The organism is Fundicoccus sp. Sow4_D5 (assembly GCF_052116365.1).
Taxonomy (GTDB): domain Bacteria; phylum Bacillota; class Bacilli; order Lactobacillales; family Aerococcaceae; genus Fundicoccus.
Genome location: NZ_JBQKLF010000005.1, coordinates 1 through 19,306, shown reverse-complemented (window position 1 = coordinate 19,306; position 19,306 = coordinate 1). Strand labels below are relative to the sequence as shown.

Annotated in this window: 13 protein-coding genes; 1 reads left to right on the top strand and 12 read right to left on the bottom strand. The window is 42.3% G+C overall.

Annotation, left to right across the window (positions count from 1 at the left end; translation table 11 throughout):
* The first annotated feature begins 622 nt into the window (after positions 1-622).
* The gene (locus ACTQ45_RS07275) at positions 623-1,567 is read left to right on the top strand and encodes an NAD(P)H-dependent flavin oxidoreductase (RefSeq protein WP_441763349.1); all 945 of its coding nucleotides are present in this window, start codon (positions 623-625) and stop codon (positions 1,565-1,567) included.
* A 244-nt stretch (positions 1,568-1,811) separates the two neighbouring features.
* Here ACTQ45_RS07275 and ACTQ45_RS07270 read toward each other — a convergent pair whose 3' ends face one another.
* The 12 genes from ACTQ45_RS07270 to ACTQ45_RS07215 form a co-directional block, all read right to left on the bottom strand.
* Positions 1,812-2,993, bottom strand: a complete 1,182-nt coding sequence (locus ACTQ45_RS07270) for a GGDEF domain-containing protein (protein ID WP_441763348.1) — start codon at positions 2,991-2,993, stop codon at positions 1,812-1,814.
* Positions 2,994-3,130: 137 nt separating this feature from the next.
* Positions 3,131-3,850 (bottom strand): EAL domain-containing protein, encoded by a 720-nt coding sequence (locus ACTQ45_RS07265; protein WP_441763347.1) that lies wholly within the window; start codon positions 3,848-3,850, stop codon positions 3,131-3,133.
* Between the two features lie 244 nt (positions 3,851-4,094).
* Positions 4,095-4,943, bottom strand: coding sequence for a Cof-type HAD-IIB family hydrolase (locus ACTQ45_RS07260; RefSeq protein ID WP_441752026.1), 849 nt, complete (start codon positions 4,941-4,943; stop codon positions 4,095-4,097).
* A 905-nt stretch (positions 4,944-5,848) separates the two neighbouring features.
* A complete protein-coding gene (locus tag ACTQ45_RS07255) occupies positions 5,849-6,103 on the bottom strand; it encodes a hypothetical protein (protein WP_441752024.1) in 255 nt (84 codons plus the stop codon).
* Between the two features lie 201 nt (positions 6,104-6,304).
* Positions 6,305-7,021, bottom strand: coding sequence for an EAL domain-containing protein (locus tag ACTQ45_RS07250; protein ID WP_441752022.1), 717 nt, complete (start codon positions 7,019-7,021; stop codon positions 6,305-6,307).
* A 102-nt stretch (positions 7,022-7,123) separates the two neighbouring features.
* Entirely contained in the window at positions 7,124-8,173 is a 1,050-nt protein-coding gene (locus ACTQ45_RS07245) for a GGDEF domain-containing protein (RefSeq protein WP_441763346.1), read from the bottom strand.
* 34 nt (positions 8,174-8,207) lie between these two features.
* On the bottom strand, positions 8,208-10,157 hold the full coding sequence (locus ACTQ45_RS07240) for a cellulase family glycosylhydrolase (RefSeq protein ID WP_441763345.1): 1,950 nt from the start codon (positions 10,155-10,157) through the stop codon (positions 8,208-8,210).
* Positions 10,158-10,180: 23 nt separating this feature from the next.
* The gene (locus tag ACTQ45_RS07235; protein ID WP_441763344.1) at positions 10,181-11,302 is read right to left on the bottom strand and encodes a hypothetical protein; all 1,122 of its coding nucleotides are present in this window, start codon (positions 11,300-11,302) and stop codon (positions 10,181-10,183) included.
* A gap of 228 nt (positions 11,303-11,530) precedes the next feature.
* The gene (locus ACTQ45_RS07230; protein ID WP_441763343.1) at positions 11,531-12,751 is read right to left on the bottom strand and encodes an alginate O-acetyltransferase AlgX-related protein; all 1,221 of its coding nucleotides are present in this window, start codon (positions 12,749-12,751) and stop codon (positions 11,531-11,533) included.
* Positions 12,752-12,762: 11 nt separating this feature from the next.
* Positions 12,763-14,247 (bottom strand): MBOAT family O-acyltransferase, encoded by a 1,485-nt coding sequence (locus tag ACTQ45_RS07225; protein WP_441763342.1) that lies wholly within the window; start codon positions 14,245-14,247, stop codon positions 12,763-12,765.
* On the bottom strand, positions 14,247-15,812 hold the full coding sequence (locus ACTQ45_RS07220; protein ID WP_441763341.1) for a hypothetical protein: 1,566 nt from the start codon (positions 15,810-15,812) through the stop codon (positions 14,247-14,249). The genes ACTQ45_RS07225 and ACTQ45_RS07220 overlap by 1 nt, the downstream gene beginning before the upstream one ends.
* Positions 15,813-16,079: 267 nt before the next feature.
* Positions 16,080-18,416: a glycosyltransferase gene (locus tag ACTQ45_RS07215; protein ID WP_441763340.1), complete on the bottom strand. Its 2,337-nt coding sequence runs from the start codon at positions 18,414-18,416 to the stop codon at positions 16,080-16,082.
* Positions 18,417-19,306 lie beyond the last annotated feature (890 nt).

The window sequence follows — 19,306 nt, the reverse complement described above, 5'->3', positions numbered from 1 at the left end:
TCTCCCCCTGTCTTTCTCCTAGGTATCACGTCACCATTTGTGTTTGTTTTCACATTAGTTTATATTTAGAGTATACACTCGATATATAAAGCTGTCAAGACACTTATATAATTTATTATATATTATTTTATATAAAATTCCGGCCAAAATATTGCTGATAATCATTCGGTGTTTATTGCATGCTAGGCTGCTGATTAATATTATGAAAAATACTGGCTAAGTCACTTAAAATATCATGGTGGCTGGTGATCTACGATATCAGCTTTTAATGACAAGTCGTCTTAGCAATATCCCTTCCAAATTTCAAATCAGCACCTACTTGTCAACAGACAAAGCTAGCAGCCACTGGATTCCAGCCGATCAAATAAAATATTAGTCTTATTTAATTGCCGTGAACGACTAAAGAATGACTGCGCCGGTCTTAGTTGTTCAATAGTAGCAATCACCCTCTTTGCCGCGCCTAAGCTAGTCTCTCGCTCCGTCATCCCTACTTTTCCCCACTTCCTTCAATTAATATCTCCATAAGTTTTACTAATCGGTGTCAGCTTGTAATTTTCTAAATGGTATCTTACAATTAAATTGTGAAGTAATTAACAAACTAAATTTTGGAGGAGAAAGAATGATGATGAAACTAACTGAGTTATTGGGCATCGAGTATCCGATTTTCTGTGGAGCGATGGGTGGCGTGTCGCGGCCTGAATTAGTGGGGGCAGTTTCTGAAGCTGGCGGAATGGGTATCCTAGCAACGGCTGGTTCAAAACCTGAGCAAGTACGTGCGGATATCCGTCAAATCAGAGAATTAACCGACAAACCATTTGGCGCTAACGTAGCAATTATGACCGGGAATGCAGATGCCTTGATCGATGTGATGTTAGAAGAAGGAATTAAATTCTTTACCACTGGGGCAGGCGACCCCCTACCATATTTCGACAAAATTCATGCAGCTAGAGCCAAGGTTTTCCCAGTCGTACCTTCAGCGCGAGTCGCTAAAAAAATGGAAGATAACGGAGCTGACGGTGTTGTCGTAGAAGGGATGGAAGCTGGCGGGCATATTGGAACGGCAACAACCATGACCTTAACGCGTCAAGCAGCGGCAATTGTCACCACAATTCCGGTCATTGCAGCTGGTGGAATTGCGGATGGTCATGGGATTGTCGCAGCCTATGCGCTTGGAGCGGCTGGCGTTCAAGTTGGGACGGCTTTTGTGGCTTCAATTGAAGCACCCATTCATGATAATTACAAACAAGCTTTAGTCGATGCCAACGATACCGCAACGGTCGTTTCTGGTAGCAAAACGCGTGGTCCGATGCGGATGACGAAAAATGCAGCCACCGTTAAACATGTCGAATTGGATGAGGATCCAAGCGTTGATTTAGATGCACTGGAAGCATACACAATTCCATCTTTAGTGAGAGCAGCTCGTGACGGCGATACAACCAATGAAATTGTGACTTTCGGCCAGATTGCTGGACTAATCACAGAAGTCCGACCAGTCAAAGAAATTATCGAAACGATGTTTGCTGAAGCGAATGACGTGATCGAATCGCTTGCCGCTTTTAGAAGATAAGCAATTATTTTCACGAAGTTTGAGGCTAAAGACAAACCAGAGCAACTTATCATGCTAACTTTATATAGCAATAAACACTCAAAAGTATTCAGTTTTTAGCCTGACTAAGAAACTAATGACAATAAAAAAGCCGCGACACTCAAACGAGTGCTGCGGTTTTTCTAATTAAATCTCTAACATTAAGGGCTGATTATTCGAACTATTCGGTTTAGTCGGATTTCTTAGATTATTCTGATTATTCGAACTATTCAGTCGTCTCCGGCGATTGAAGTGATTGAGCTGTTAGTTTCGCTTGAATCACTTGGCTAACCTGGTCGACTTGCATGAGCAGGCCGTCGTTCGACGCTTCTTCTACTTTTACGTTCTCTATCGGCGGATACTGTGCCACTTTTACTTGGTTACGTCCATTATTCTTACTGAAGTAAAGGGCCTGGTCAGCGCGGCGATACGTATCCACCGGTGTTTCCGACAAGACACGATGAGCTAGGCCAATCGAAACCGTCGGTTGCGTAATCGCTTGATTAACATGACCTAAGTAGGGTGTTTTCTCAAAGATTTCTCGAAGCTGTTGGACAAGTTCCTCAGCTTCCTCTTGGCTCTTACCCGTCATGATCAAGGCAAATTCCTCGCCTCCCACCCGGTAGGCATTAGTTTTCAGGCTAATCCGTGCTGTCAATAATTCGGAGAATCTCTGGAGGACCATGTCGCCAACTTCATGGCCAAAAGTATCGTTATATAATTTAAAATGATCAATATCAAGCAAAGCAATCGAGAGGTTCTTTTCAACAGATTCCAGAATCCCAAGATCTTCTTGAAAACGTCGTTGATTATTCAGACTCGTCAAGCAATCATTATTGATCAGCTTGACCATTTTCGTCAAATCTTTGATAATCGCCACACAGAAAAACAATAATAGGAAATTTGCTAACCAAAGTAGAATAATCAGCTGCAATGAGTGCATCACATCTTTAATTAAAATCAGTAATGATATGGAAGTTGTTAAAGTACCATTTGCCAATAAAATAGCCAACTGGGTCGATTCTGAAAAACGTGTTTTCATATATTGAGCTAACAATGGCAAAGAAATCAATAAGTAGACTCCATTCACTAAATTAAGCAGTGAGACATTATTCTGACCCCACATAAACCGCGCTAATGTTAGAAAAATTAAACTGCTTATGGCCGTCTTTAAATCGAAATATTTAAAAGCAATCGCGAACAACAAGCCCCGAAAATCGAGTCGAATCTCATAAATCGTTATTGAAAATATCATCTGACTAATGCCCACAATTGAAAGTCCCAGCGTATACATCAAGTGATGAGTCCAAGATGGGTCACGGTAATTGGTACTTGATCGATTAACCGAGAAATAGAAATAAATAGCAACTAACATAATACCTACATTGATAAATAAATTTACTAGCATACGGCTCCTCACACCCTCCATTACAGTGTCTTAACATAATTATACCAGTTTCTAAGTAGGACACAAGCACAGTTCAAGTTCATTTTAATTCCCGAATATAAAAAAAAACCGCGCAGCGGCTTTCTCAAAATTGGGAGCTAAATTTCTTGAATCGGTTTCGACCAAAAAAAACCTTGTTGAAAAATAATGCCGCGCGAAGTCATGATGTCCGCGGTTGTTTGATTTTCGATTCCTTCAATGACCAAGTCAACCTTAGCAACTTTAGCAATTCGCACCCATATGTCAACGTATAAGCCAACTGTAATTGGGTCTAAATGCTGTAGGTGTAAGAGCGAAATTTTAACCATATCGACGAGGTGGATATTCTTCGTGACGAAACTAATCGAATGTTGACCATTGCCAACGTCGTCGAAAGCTAGTGGCATACCCAATTCGCGGATGTAAGCCATCGATTCAAAGAATAAACGTTTGTGTTCGAGGTTCGACACTTGATAAAATTCGGTCATTTCAATCGCGATGCGTTTCTTAAATTGACTGAGACCTTTTAATAATTCCCACGTCGATGTGTATTGCATTTGTTGTAAGTCGACATTCAAATTAAAGATGACTTCTGGATACTTGCTTAAATAATACGTAATCTTATTTTCATACCATTGATTGAGTAATTTACAAGCTTCTTCAGTGCGTGTTAATTTATTAAAAATCTCAAATGGGAAAAAGTCTCCATCCGCGTAACGCAATAGTATTTCGTAACTCTTAATAACCGCTCCACTACCAGTTATTTCCCAAATCGGTTGAAAAGCTAGACTTAGGTTCTGTACTTTTTTGCTAATTGACTGAATTGTCTTTTCTTCCAATTAATATCCAACCTTCTCTTGTTGATTTTCGCTAATATTCCTCACAAAACATTATGTAATTGTATCGTTTTAATTATAGATTAACAAGTTTTTTATTAAAACTTTAAGACCTTATCATTTTTTGTTACAAAGCCCAGTGGACAAGCGCCATTTCGGAATTTTTATCCGCTGAACCAAATAAAAAACACGTACTAAAGACGTGTTTTCTGAACGCTACTTTTAATTGCTCGACTATTTCAACTATCTATTTGGACAAACCAAAACGCTCAATCAGATAGTGTGCCAAACCGTCCTCGTCATTCGTCAATTCTGTTTGGTCGTTGGCGACAGCTTGAAGCGCTTGGTTGCCATTGCGCATCATAACGCCCGTTCCCGCATAGTCCAACATATCAAGGTCGTTCAGTTCGTCCCCAAAAGCTAAGACGTTCGACGCCGAAATTCCGTAATATTTCGCAATCGTATCGACCCCAATTGCTTTATGGACGCCTTGTCGCACAACTTCTAGGACCGGCGCTTCCCCACCCCAAGTATGAATGTCAACATAGTCGCCAAATGAGCGTTGAATATTCTTCTGAATCTCACTTTGTCGCTCGCGCTGACTCAACAAAAGTAGTGCCGTCGGATCCGCGAAAGTTGCATCATTCGACAGAATCGCTCGCTCGTCTAAACGCATCCAATCATAAATTCCTATTGTCTGGGAGCCATCGCGTGCCATTTCATTGTCACCAAACGTTAAGCGGCGCGAATATAATTGATCCTGGCCTTCAACCAACATCAAATCGATCGCCAAATCGTTCTGCTGTGCCAGTAATTCCAAAGCTATTTCACGCGTCAACCCTTGATGGTAACGCCCGGTCCAAGCCGTCTGTCCTGGAAAATGACACAACGCACCATTAAAATTGACCATTGGACGTCGAATTCCCAACTCTTGATAAATCGACGCACTACTTCGATAAGGTCGCCCGGTCGCAATCGACACCACATGCCCTTGCTTATTCAATTCACGCAAAGTCCGAACCGTTAAAGGACTCAACTTAGACTCATTATTCAAAGTTGTTCCATCCAAATCAATCGCAATCAACTGACGCTGCATCTAAAACTCCCCTTTTTCTAAAGCATTTCAATCATTATACCAGAAATATACCTCATCAAGATATCTATTTTTTGCTGGTGCATGCCTGCACTGAGTCTATGCAAGGTCTGATGCTTTTTAGGCAGAATATAACATAATACTGTGACTAATCCTTAGAAATCCAGTGTCACGACGTGAGCGACAACGAATACCAGCCACAATTCGGCGTCGCTCAAGGTGCCACACCGGTTTTAGTCTCATTCCTTTCTACTAATAGTTTAGTCTTCTAACATTTTATTAGTAGATACTTCACTATCACGGGCTTACTCGCTCAAAGTGCTACACCGGAATTAGTGGGATTAGCGAGGGCTGGCAGGTGAGTATGCAGACTCGATAACACAACGTCATGAGAAATCCACGTGGCGATAGACGCCCTTCATTTCATTCACGTTCAGTCAACCAGATATCTATATAAGGTTGGACGAACGTGCATTTCGACATAATACACTGACGGTGATTCGAGTCGAGGTAGATGATAGTGGGTTTGAAGGACAAGTGCTTTTAAAAGTCGATTTAAGAGCTCTAATGCAACGTCACGCTAAACTGAAAACACCGTGCTTGAAGTACAGTCATCACTTCCTCAATTCTACCATCAAGCCCAGCGGAGTCATTCACCTGAGGTTCACGACGATTTGATAAAGAACCCGTGCCTCTGCTGAAATCGTGCGGATCAAAGAGATACGACTCATTTTTTACTTCAAAGCCAGTCACCCTTCCAAAAGCATGGCGAATTAAAGAGAAGCGACTAGTTTATAGAAATACAGACCTATCTCAATCAGCTCTTACAACGTTTCTAAGTCCGTGAAGTCAAATGCAATTCCTTAACAAACAAAAAAACCACCTAACTTAATAGACGGTATCGCAATTTAAAAAAAGCTGGAAATAAATAATCCGAGCGTGGCCACCCCAATGGCAAATGACACCAGGACCATGCCTTCAAAGCGTTTATTTTCTTGGTATTCACGCCAAGAGTTCCACAATTGGTTAATTCCTACTAGCAATAATAAAACTAGACCGAATGTCCGGATCTCAATTAAATCAAACCACATCGCAAGATAATTCACCGCAATGGCGCCTGAAAAAAGATAGCTAGTCCATTCTCCTAATGTTTTTTCCTTCAAAGAAACCGCCTCCATTTATAGAAGAAGTTTATCATATTTAAAGAAATCTTGATAGATGGCTTGCTAAATCTAGGCCTTAATTTTCGTCAAGCATTCAGAGGGCGACTAAAAGCTGGGCGCAAATATAAAAAGCTCCAACGAGGTTTTTCTTTCACCGTTAGAGCGTATCAGTCTTATTTAGTTATAAAGAGCTAGAATGTTTTAAAGGTCGATTTTTTCGGCCCAGTAGTAGCCTTGTTGCCATTCGATGCCGTTGGCAAATAGGTAGTCGGCGACGGTTTGGTTTTCGACTCCTTCGACGACGATGCGTAGGCCGTAGGAGTCCGCGAAAACTCGCCAGGCAATGATAAAGTGTTTCAGGACGTCAGGGGAAATCCGTCGAAAATTATGAATCGAGAATTTGAGGGTCGAGACGCCTGTCATTCGGCCAGCGATCAATTCCAGCGTGTTGATGCCTGAGCCAACATCGTCTAAACTTATGCGGTAACCGAGCTTTTGAATAGCTTTAATCTGATTGCACAGGCTGTGGTCATCACTCGTTTCGGTACAGGATTGTTGAAATGGTTTTTCAGTCATTTCAATTTGAATCCGGTCCTTCCATTCTAACAAGCTTTCTAAAAAGACCCAAGTCGAGGGATGTGTGAGTTGTTGCGGGTGAATGTTAATGTCGAAGCGATAGGTCGGATGTTTTTGGATAATCCGGATCATTTCTTCACTATACCATTCCAACAATTGGCGATTGCGATTTTCGCTCGAAATTAAGAAATCCATAAAGTCACCCGGGTAGCGGTGGTTGCGTTTGGTTCGCAATAAGACTTCAAATTCAGTCATTTCGGTTTCTCGTGTCGTAATTCGGCGAACAATCGGTTGATACACTAGATACAAATCGTTTCTTAATGACGCTAATTGACTCTGCATTCTAACACATCCCTTCTATAATTGTGATGATGTTTTTCGAACTCTTTCAATTTCTGAAAGATCAGGAATAAATGAATCCTCCAATTGGTACAATATGGCTACTTAGCCAATAATAATTTGGTTCTTACCATTGTGTTTAGCTGTATACATGGCTTGATCGGCGCGTTTAAAGGTATGGTTTAAATGCTCGTCGCGCCACTGATAGGCCACCCCAATTGAGGCGGTGACTGTAATCAGTTGTTCCCCGCCCATTGGAGAAGCAATGACTAAATCTTGGAGCCGGGTTTGAAAGGCTTGAGCAACTCTGTAGGCTACTTTGCCATTCTGATCTTTAACCAGCACGACGAACTCTTCTCCGCCATAACGGTAGGCACTATAATCTTTTCCGACGGCTTCTTTCAGCACTAGCGAAAATCTGCGAATCACTTCGTCGCCTACTAAGTGGCCATATAAATCGTTGTAACATTTGAAATCATCAATATCAATCATCAATAAAGCATATTTAGTATCGGATTTAGAATACTTCGATAAATCCTCTTGCAGGCGTCGGGAATTGTACAGGTCCGATAAGTTATCGATGATTGCTAAGTTTAAAAGTTTTCGAATATCAAGCATCACATAATGAATAATTAGAATAAAAACCGTCGAGGACAGCAGTGCAATTGAAAAAAACATGAAAGCCTTTTGCAAACTGCCCAGCGTATAAATATAAAAAGGTAGTAAACTGACCAAGTAAATATCATTGACGACCAACAACTGTCCCAGATCATTGAAATACTTTTTCGACCATTCAAGGAAGAATGGTAGGGTCAGTATCAGATACGCCGAAAAGATCAGATTCGATGTGATACTTAAATAACTACTAAAGAACAGTCGGCCGATCGCAACTATCGCGATGGTTGGAAGGGTGACTTTCAGCCCCAGATATGTGGCCATCAGAATGTACAGGATGACTCGAAAGTCAAACCGAAGCCCTAAAATCATTGGGGCCATTGCTAGCATAAAAAGACAAACAATTGTTTGAATTAAAATGTAAACAGCTAACTCCTTCGGGCCTTGTTTCTTAAGTGGGAAATCGTTATTATTTAATTTAATTAATATATATAAATCGACTAAAATTATTGCTAAGTTACCCAATATTCTAACTATCAAGTTCTCGCCTCGCTTTACTAGTCGCCGCCCATTGTTACTTAGCCAATCCACGTATCCCCTTTTCATCCACAATAATCGTGTATGGATAATGTCCGCCTGCAAAAGTTTCAACGACTAGATTGTGTCGCCCCTTGCCAAGCGTGGCTAGAAATGTCCGTGAAAGTGTTAATTGTCCTAAAGGAACGTCCGGTTGATAATCTTCTAAATAGGTCAAGGGAATCGGTTGGTTGCCTGTTACTAAGTTAATGCGTTTCACATCGTGACCCGCAAACTCTACGGGAATCACGAGCGTACCTGCTTGGGCTTGGCTTGTTGTTTGGTTGATGTCGGCGGGTTCGCGGTCAGCGTCTGGTTGAGCGTTGATGTCTGGTTGACTGACGCGTTCGCTATCGGCGATGGTGTCATCGCTGGTGCCTTGGTCGGCGGCGACGCTTTCGCTGCTGACTTCTGCTTGACTGGTGTCTATAACAATTTCGCCACTGCTGATGTTGGGGCTGCCGTTACTGCTGGTGTCTGGCAAACTGCTGTCCGCTAGAATGAAGTCGCCAACAATTTTCACCTGTTGGTTCCAAGTTGCACCTTGCGTAAAACGCATGGTTAATGTGCCACCCTCACCCGCAAAGCCTGGGTACAAATAGACGCCGTCTTGATTGACTTCAAAGTCACGACCAGCAAGCAAGTCTTTTCCATTGTACAATAATTCGTCCAAATTCGCACCATTATAACTCAGCGTAATAAATAAATCTGCTTCAGCGTCAGTTAAGTAAGAGGTATTAAAGAATGTCCCATAAGCCGAATCACTATGCATCGATTGGCTAATCACATCGCCAAATTCCTCGAAACGCCAAGTCAAAGCCAGCCGGTCAAAGTGTTGGCCGTTGTCCCATAAGAACAAGCTGATGGGTTGGTAACGCGTTAACTGGTTAAGATGGGCGATGTATTTGTAAGTTTCACCGATTGGGTTTACATCATCTGATCGGTCATAGCCCAGTAAGCCATACTCACCTATCACGACTCCAATTCCTTGATAGATAAAAGTTTGATTCAATCGCTGAATGAAATCTTCACTCAGTTGTCGAGGTGTCTGACCGCTTGGCAGTGCTTCATCATATAATGGATAACCGACATTATTACTAAAGTGCCATTCACTATAATAATGAACCGTTGCGAGCAGATTTTCATCAGCTAATTGGTCAATCTCCGCCTTCAAGGCTTCCAACTTTGGCTGTTCCGTCGATCCTAAAAGGGTCGTCAGTAATAACATCCGCTTGGTATTCTCGCCACCTGATTGACGGACAATCCGGTGAAAATCATGATTGAGAATCGCCAGACTCTTTTGTTGAGCCGCTTGATCCAAGTTGTCAAAGCGTGGCTCATTAATGGCTTCAAATAACACACGCTCATTGTCGTACTCTTTGAAGCGCTGTGCTAATTGCCGCCATAAAGAGGCAAAGCGCTGATGATCGGTGCTCGCTCGCTGGCCGTCCCAAAGCTGCAGCCATTCGATTGAGTCATGGTGAATATTAATGATTACATACAGATCCGCAGCCAATGCCCAATCCACAACTTCTTGGTAGCGACCCAAATAAGCTGGATCAATGACCCCGGTTTCATCCGCTCGGTAATTGACGGTGAATGGCAGGCGGATACTATCAAAGCCTTGTGCTTTAATGGCTCGTAGTAATTCCTGAGTCACGACTGGATTATCCCACGTCTGCTCGCCCTGATCGGCGGCCCAATCATGACTATCAAAGCTATTCCCCAAATTCCAGCCATTGCCTAACTTAGTTGAAAACTCAAGCGACCGTGTTTGGCTGTCTGAGGTTGGTGGGCTAGTTGGTATCGATGGTGTGGTTGCCGACACCGACTTAGGTAACGCAGAATTAGCCGGACAGAGTCCGGCTAGAATGATGATAAACATGAGGATGATTTTATACATTGCTTGCTCCTTTTCATGCTTAGCAAATGAATCTGCTTCATTCATTTTAAAATTTCCAAACGGCCAAGCTACTTATATAAATCTTTCAATAATCCATTGGCGAAGTCCAATTTCGTCTTTGTTTGGGTCAATTCAGATTCCAATTTCTCAAGCCGCGCGAGTAAATTTGGATCCGCTGGCGCAGGTTGTTGGTAAAATGGCTGATTTGGATAATAAGCTGACTGATACTGTGGTGCCGGGCTTTGAAATCCTGGCTGTTGATAGCCTGGCACCTGATAATAAGGTGTTTGGTAATAATTCGGCATCTGATGTTGTTGTTGCATTTGTTGATGACCATTTTCAAAGACATGATTGTCAAAAGCGGGCATTTGTCCTGCTGAAGCGGATGGATTGACTGAGTTTTGCGCCTTGACTGAGTTTTGCGTCTGGCTTGAGTTTTGCGCCTGGCCTGAGTTTTGCGCCTGGCCGGACGCGTAACCAGCTTCCGCCTGCTTCATCTGATTTGTTTGGATCGTCGATGATTCTGTCTGCGACGTTGTCCGTTCGATGTCTGATGTGGCTTTCGAACGCCCTTTGATGTAATAGTGCTTCGGCTGACGGGCTTTTTCTATTGGCGCTTTCTGCGGATAGTCCAACTTGGGCTTCGCTTCAACCGGTGCTTTGTATGAGCCAGCTGTTTCAGAATTAATTTCTGACTCTTCCGCTATCACAGTATCATTATTCGCTTTGAATTCTTTTTTCGCTTTGAATAATTCCTTCGCATTAGCCTTGGCGTCCGAGTGCTTCTCTGGCACAACCGCCAGTTTAACAGTGGCTTGATCAGAAGCTGGCTTTCTTTCTTGCACTTCAAAGGCGTGATCCGAAGCAGCCACTTGAAATTCAACCGGTTCGCTCGATTGTGTTAAATCCAATAATTTCTTCGATTGTTGGTCAAATTGATAAACGCCTTCCGGCAAGTCAAAGGCCGCCTCTGAATCTAAAGCCGGTAAACTCAAACCCTCTACTTCATTGCTAGCCTGGCCAAGCCACTGACGTAACAAGAGATTCTCCTGTTCGACACGGTCATGTTCATCGGCCAATTCTTGATACTTCTTTTCAGCATCTTCGTACAATTCGTCGAAATATTCCTGAACATCCTCTCGGCGATAACCACCTAAAAATGACTTTCTTAAATGAGTCGTCTCTTTCATTAGTCTACCTCCATCCCTTTCTCGTGATAAAATACGTAAAATGCGTTCTGTGGTCACTATCAGTCTTGATCATTAAAATTGCTTCTTCTAGTAAATAAAACCTCAGAACCTGCGACTCCCGACGTTTAATATAGTTATATTCTGACAAAATCGTCATGAAACGGGGTGAATGATCCTTTTATCTTTTTATAGACAGTGTAAGTTCGTGCTGCCCAAGCCGATAAATCGCTACTCATAAAACGGGAAGAATTCTTCCGTTAGATTTTGCGGGGTGTAGGTGACAAAGACATAATCAAAGTCTCCTGTTTCAACGACTTCTTCAATGCTCCCGCCGTAATAGCGTGGATCAATTAACATGGTTGATTCGGTGCCAAGACTAAAGAATGAAGCGACTGGCACAATCATCGAATCTTTAATAAAGAGCACACGTGGTTCGTTGGCTGCTTCTTCGCTTAAATTGGTAATCTGAACAATCCCAGGATTACCGTCCATATAGGTAAAGTATTTATCATTCATGACATCATAGATATCTTGACTATCTTTTAGTATAGCTGGATTCAGAATTGAATCTTCAAAGCGCCCTTGACGTTGAACATCGTCTGTCACTGACGCTTCCTCAAAAATGTGAAAGTCGGTCTCGAACTTAGGATAAATCAAGGTGAAATCTTCGACACCACCCGCATAACTGTAACCGACGCTGCGTCCCATTGATCCAATATAAGTGTCTTTGTAAAGTATTTGATTAAAATGATCTAAATTTGTGACAAAGTCTTTATTCAAGAATTCCCAACCATAGCGCGCCTCCAGTTCTTCAACCAATTGTGTGTAAGCCCAGAACGTTGATTGGATGGTCCAGTGATGGTCAGTTCGGTAGAAGACATCGTCCGTCGTCATCCCGTCTCTTTGTAACAAGTCACGGTAGTCAATAAAATCGATCTCGTACTTCGTCAACAAATCGAGAAAATTGTCGGCCGTTTCATTTGCATAGTTGTAAGGCATGCCGCGTGAAAGTTGAGTCACACCAGGTTCATATTTGTCTGGGGTCATTAGGTAAATTAGTTCAGCGTCAGAGGCTTTCACCACCTGATTCAGACGCCCCATTCGGGCGGCTAACTGACTGACATCATTGGGTCCATTCGTAAAATATGTGTAATGCAGTTGATTATCCTGATCTTTGACGACCGCAAAATTACCGACTTCATTTTTTAATAGAATCGTCTGAATTAGACCGTAAGCTTCTAATGCTTCGTACTTGTAGCTTGCTTTTGTATCAATTACATTGTTTGTTTCAGCTACAAAAGCTGGCCAATCTTTCAACAAGTTTGAACTTTCTAGAATATAGCTTGACCAATTTTGCGAAATTTCCTCTATGTTAGCGGCCAGATTCTGCCATGCACCGATTCCTAGTAATAGGAAGAGAAAAGCAGTGGTTATCAGTTTTTTAATCAAAGCTAGCCCTCCTAAAATTGGAAATACAGAAAGGACGTGTAAGTACCTTTCAGAATATAAATCACCGAAAGACCAAATAGTGCTAATAGAATCACTGGGTATAAGATGTCAAATACTTGATGAAAAGAAACACTTTCGGCAATTCGGTGATCAGTGACCGCGCCTTTACGTGAAAACCGTTGACGAACCGTGATGCCTTCACTCAACCAGCGCGTGACTTTTGGTGCCACAGGCATCGAGAAAATCAAACCTAGTAAAAAGTAAACACCGTATTCTTTTATGAACAGCCAAATGGTTGCATCGCCCAAATTTCCAGCAAAAGGATTAAACAAGGTTCCAATATAATTGCCTGCAGCGGTTAAACTATCCGAGCGAAAAATTACCCAACCAAGCATAACGACTAACATCGCATAGACATGGCGGAAGCCATCGCTTAGTTTTAAACGGTCAAAGTTGACGATTCGTTCGAAGGCAATGAACAGAAAATTCCAGACACCCCAGACTAGAAAAGTCCAGTTGGCACCGTGCCAGAGGCCGGTTGCTAGCCACACGATGGCTAAGTTTCGTAGAATTAAATCTTGGTTCTTCATGCGTGAGCCACCCAGTGGGAAATACAGGTAATGTTTGAACCAAGCCCCAAGCGAAATGTGCCAGCGACGCCAGAATTCTGAAATCGATTTAGAGATGTAAGGATAATTAAAGTTTTCCATTAAGTCGAAACCAAAAACTTTCGCAATTCCAACGGCCATATCTGAATAGCCAGAGAAGTCGAAATAAATTTGCAACGTATAGGCCAGCATTCCGAGCCAAGCAAGGCCCATCGTCAGGCTATCCATGACTTGGAGTTCAAAAACGCGATCGGCGACGATTCCCATTTGATTGGCAATCAGGACTTTCTTTGCCAGGCCGACAATAAAACGCGCGCCCCCTTCAGCCACTTTATCAGCAGTTAGGTGACGGTGACGGATTTGCGGGGCAAAATCGGCATAACGCACAATGGGTCCTTGTAATATTTTGGGGAAAAAGGTGAAATAAAGACTTAAAGATAACAGGCTTTTCTCGACGGGTGTTGTCTGGCGGTAAACATCCGACAAATAAGAAATCGCCGAGAAAATATAAAAGGAAATTCCAATCGGAAATAGCCAACTTAGGGTCGGAACCCAACCGGCGGTCATCGCATTGAAACTGATCGATAAAAACGGAATATATTTAAGGCCAATCAGGACACTTAAATTCAGGCTGACGCCTAGCAAATAAACCAGTTTGCGGCTCTTGCTTCCAGGTTTCAAGAGAGTAAAGGCTAAGCCAAATAAGTAATTCGCGAGCAGTGTGATGATTAAGAACAGCCAATAAGTCGGCTCGCCCCAAGTATAAAAAGCTAATCCGAGAACCACAAGCACGATATTCTGTAGGCTGCGTGAGAATGAAAAAGCGAAATATAACACCAAGGCGAGAGGCCAAAAGTAAAACAAAAAGGTGATACTTGAAAATGCCATTATTTCTCTCCTCTCTTCACGCGTAATTGTCGGTGATTTTCAATTCGGTAACGGCGTTCGGTTTCCCACCAATAAACGAATAAACCAACCATTGCAAAGGCGCCTAAGCCAGCTGCCAACCGCAAATAGGCCAAGTTCTGTTGCCAGCCGTCAAATTCATCCGTTTTAAAAGAAGCAATTTCGGTGGGTAAGGGAACCGATAAATCAGCTAAGGCTGGATTCAATTCGGTTAAGGGCATCAATTGAATCACTTGGCGGTTAAAGGTCCCACTTTCTTGATCGCGAATGTCTAATGTAATGCTATCAACGGTGAGTTTAGCTGCCTCAAGTTCGAGCAGGCCTTCAGGACTGACAGACACGCCCTCATAATTTTTCGCTAATGCAAATTCAATTGGGCGACCTTTTGCCAGTGTCTCCGGACTTGCTTGATAGACTTCCAACATCGAACCGGTCTTTGGCAGTAGTAAATTGAAGTTTCCCGTTAAAGACGGCGTTTGCAAGCGTGCCCCGTTATGACTGATGCTATCGCGTAATAAACGAATATTGCCGATTTTGAAAAAGTGTTGACCAGTTTCTGCTGGAAAATGAACACTCAGTCCAATCGTATCGCTCCAAATAAAAGGATTGCTGCCTTCAGCACCATACATAGCTAAAGGCATATAGAGATAACCAGAAAAACCTGCTGGTATTTCAAAGCGGTTCCCATCCATTGCGAGCACTTCAAATGTCGTCTGACCATCAGCGCTGAGCCATAAATGGGTCGGTTGAATGACTGGTTGACGCAGATTAGCCATCGCATCTGCTTCTGATTCGTTATTTTCCATTACTAGATTGACACTTAGCGCGTCCTCATCGGGATTACTTATATGGACGGTCACCGCGTCATATAAAGCTAAATTCCGCGACTCATAATCATAAAAAAATAAGGTGTGCCAGTCGAGCATGCCATCGATGACCGCTTGTTCTTCGGGTGTTAAATACTTATTGGTCGGCTTAGGGTTAGTTGTAGAGTTGGGATTGGCGGTAGCCAAAGTGTCTTCAATGGCTGACGTAACGGTCGATGTCTCATTAGCGCGCGGCATGTCGACACTGACGCTTAATTCGCCATCCACTGAGAGCGTGCTTTCATAAAGGACGCCATCTTCCCAAACTGAGAAATCAGCTGCCAGAACCGTGCTTGATCCAACCCGTTGAAAGCGCGACGTTGTTTCACGCGGGACGGTTATTTGCATGCCACCACGGCTTACCATTTCAACTAAGAGTTCTTCGACTGGTGTCTCCGCAGTGTCTGGTGTCTCGGGTGTGTCAGGGGTCTCGCTTTGAGCGGACACCAGTCGTGGCATTAAGCCCGGCCAAGTAACAGTCTTGACTTGTTTGGTGCTGCTTGCTTTGGTCAGGTACGCACTCGCTTCGGTCTGATGTTCGCCTGCTTTGGTCGGCTGCTCACCCGATTCGAACGGCAGACTAGATGCAAGCTTGCCGAATAAAACACTGAATAAAATGCTGGTTAATAGTAGTGTAAGATTGATATTCTTGCTGAGTTTCTGGACTGAATTCACTTGCATCGCTCCATTCGTTTGACATAGTCGTGACTACTAGCGAGCTCGGTGGCTGGCTAGTTATCTATTTGTTGCTGGGTAATTTTCGGAATATATTTGCTAGAAAAATGCGGCTTGATAATTCGTCCTTATTATTTCTGACTAGATTCAGCAGTCATTTCTGATAAATAATTCGGCCTAGATTTCGTTGCGTATTTTCAGTTAAATATTGCGGTTTAATATTCTGCATAATAGTCGGCAAAATATTTCCGTTAAAGTTCTATACGTATTGGTTTAAAAAGGTTGTTCGAGATAGTGATCAATTTTCTTCTGATAAAGCGTACGCTCATCGACAACTTGATCGAAATGGTTAATCCAGGTCGCTAATAGGGTTCTAAAACTAGGTTGCGATATGATGTCGTCACGATTGATCAGCTGATATGCCACCATGCCAGGTAGATGTAAATCGACGCGCTCGCATTCCATCACGAAGCCGGTCTCCAATAAACGGAGTTTCTCAGGAATCACTTGAGCTGATTTTTCTCCAGCTGACAGATCGTCAACAGCGGAATTCGGCGAGTTCACTGAGACAGGCTCGCTTAAAGCTAGCTGCTTGTTATCGAAAGCGACGGTAATATAATCATAGTTGAAATCACAAACAGTCACTGCATAACCTTGATCAGTCATGACGCTTTTTTGAATGTTTAAGCGCGGCAAACGTCGGCTAAACAGTGCTTGCTTGGCGAAACGCGACTGGATATTGTGAACCCAATCCGTGATACTGCCGTAGTTCTCAACAATATATTTCGGCAAACTGTGCTCGCGGTCATAAATAATCTGCAAATATGCTTGTTGATCTGGCAAAGTTTTCGCTTCAACATCAAAGCCAAAACGCCATTTATCGCCAACTGGAAAGACATTCATGATTTGCGCGTCTAAATTGGCGGTATAAAACTCCGACCGTAACTCAATTTCCACTGGACGATCTGATGGAATCCATTCGGGAAAATTAAATTCAACCGATAGACCAGCTTCAGAAATATCATACGTTTTCGTCCGCATAATTCGGTCGTCAAAGCGTACAATACAATCAATTTCAGCCGAAAAACGTTCATAGCGGCGATAAGAGCGGCGCCCTAACATAAAGAAAATTGACATAGTTAAGTTATAGAAATTCAAGGTCACCCAGAAAATAATAATAATATAAGCGGGTGTGCCGGTTAAAAAGGTTTGACGCACACTGACAATGATCGCCAACAAACTTAAAATCGCGAACACCAAATGTGGCAGAATCGTCTGAAACTTATAGCGACGATTGACCGCTTCAAATTTCTGACCGCTATCTTTGCGCGTTACTTTAAAGGTCGTCATCGAGACCCCAATCAACTCCATGAAAACGGGTATTAATAAAGAGGGAAATAAAATCATTTCATACACGTTAGTCAGGCGCGTATTACGAATCCCGCCTGACAATTTCTTCAAGGTATAGTTATTAAATAAATACATTGGCAGCCAGAAAATTGCAACTTCTAAAATCGACGTCCGTACGACAATCACGTTAAACAAGGCGTAGAGAATCGGTGCCATCACATAAGCGAGTTGCTTAAAGGGACTTAACCAATAGGTAATCGACGTCAAATAACTAACTTTCTGAGCCCACGTCAAACCTTTGACGAACAACAAGTTGATCTTACGCCCGGTTTGAATACAGCCTCGCGCCCAACGACGTCGTTGCGTAATTAAACTCTTCAAATCCTCCGGCGCCATCCCGACCGCCAAACCTTCATCGATTGCATAACATTGGAAACCCTTGCTTTGAATCTGCATGCCGGTCGCGAAATCTTCGGTAATTACGCCGACAAAGAAACCACCGGCTGCTTCCAGCGCTTCACGAGAAAGAATCGTATTCGTGCCACCATAGATTACCGAATTACTTCGATTTCGCATGACTTGCACATCACGGTAAAAATAGTCTTGTTCATTCGGCGTACTCTTTTCAGAGTATAAATTGTACTGGAATAAATCAGGGTTATAGAATGTCTGAGGGGTTTGAATAAAGCCGATTTTCTTGTCTTTAACGAAGTAAGGAATTGTGCGCATGAGAAAGTGACGTCGCGGAATCATATCAGCATCAAAGGTCACAATATAAGGAGAAGTCGTGTTGGCCATCGCGTGGTTCAAGTTACCCGCTTTAGCATGACGGTGCGTGTCACGCACTAAATGAGTCACGCCTAGCTCAGCCGCTAACACACCCATCTCATCACGGTTGCCATCATCACACAAATAAATATGGATTTTACTCTTATCCGGATAATCCATATTCAAGCAACCATTAATCGTTTTAAATAATAGGTCTCGCGGCTCATTGTAAGTCGAAATAAATATATCCACGTCAGGATACTCCTCGACTTCAATTTCCGGCGTCTCGCCCAATGTTAAGGGATTTGACAATTGTTGAAAATGGACAATCATCTCGAAGAAGCCCATGATTTCAACCACTAACAGAAATAAACCACAGAATAACGAAAACAAACCAAACTCAAAAGGCAAAGTTCTAACCGTTCGCCAAATGATATAAATCGTCGATGTTAAAATGGTCATAAAGACCAATATTTTTTTATTAAAAACCATCTAAACAACTCCTTTCATAGATGAATATTAAATGTCAAGCAATTCAACTTTCATAGTTATCCTAGTATAGGCGAAAGTTTGCGAAAAAACAATCCAATTCAAAATAAAAAAAACAATGCGAAAGCAAGTCCTCACAAACATCCTTTCAGAATATTGTTCTGAATTACCTTGTGAATTTATGCCAGTTGCGACCTCAAAAACAAGTTAAAATCAACTAATGATTGGCTGTATATTCATTCACTTACTTATAATAATAAATTAACTTGAGTTTACCATAAATTTTCAGAAAAAGAAGCTGGTTAAAACCCTTTCTGAAACTTTATGCAAACGTTCGCATTTTAGTTAAATGCATTCGACAATTTGCATATTGATAAGAATGTAGAGGCAAACAAAAAACATTGGGTGAATTAAATTGGTGATCGTCTTCCGATTGATCGGAGCGGAGGGAGGGATTGGAGTTGGGGTTGGGGTTGGGCTTAATGTGCCCACTGAGAATGGTTTGAGTGGGCACGTTAAACGTTTAATTGTCCCACTCAAATCGTGAGTGGGATAATTAAAACCAAAACATCACCTAATAGGTGTATAATCACTCACCTACTTGATCAAACTTAGAGAATACCGCCCCATTTCCAGCTGATTTTAGTCAAATTCCATTCTAATTGTTCCACTCGAAGTTTGAGTGGGCACGTTAAACGTTTAATTGTCCCACTCAAATCGTGAGTGGGATAATTAAAACCAAAACATCACCTAAAAGGTGTATAACCATTTACCTACTTGAGCAAACTTAGAGAATACCGCCCCATTTCCAGCTGATTTTAGTCAAATTCCATTCTAATTGTTCCACTCGAAGTTTGAGTGGGCACGTTAAACGTTTAATTGTCCCACTCAAA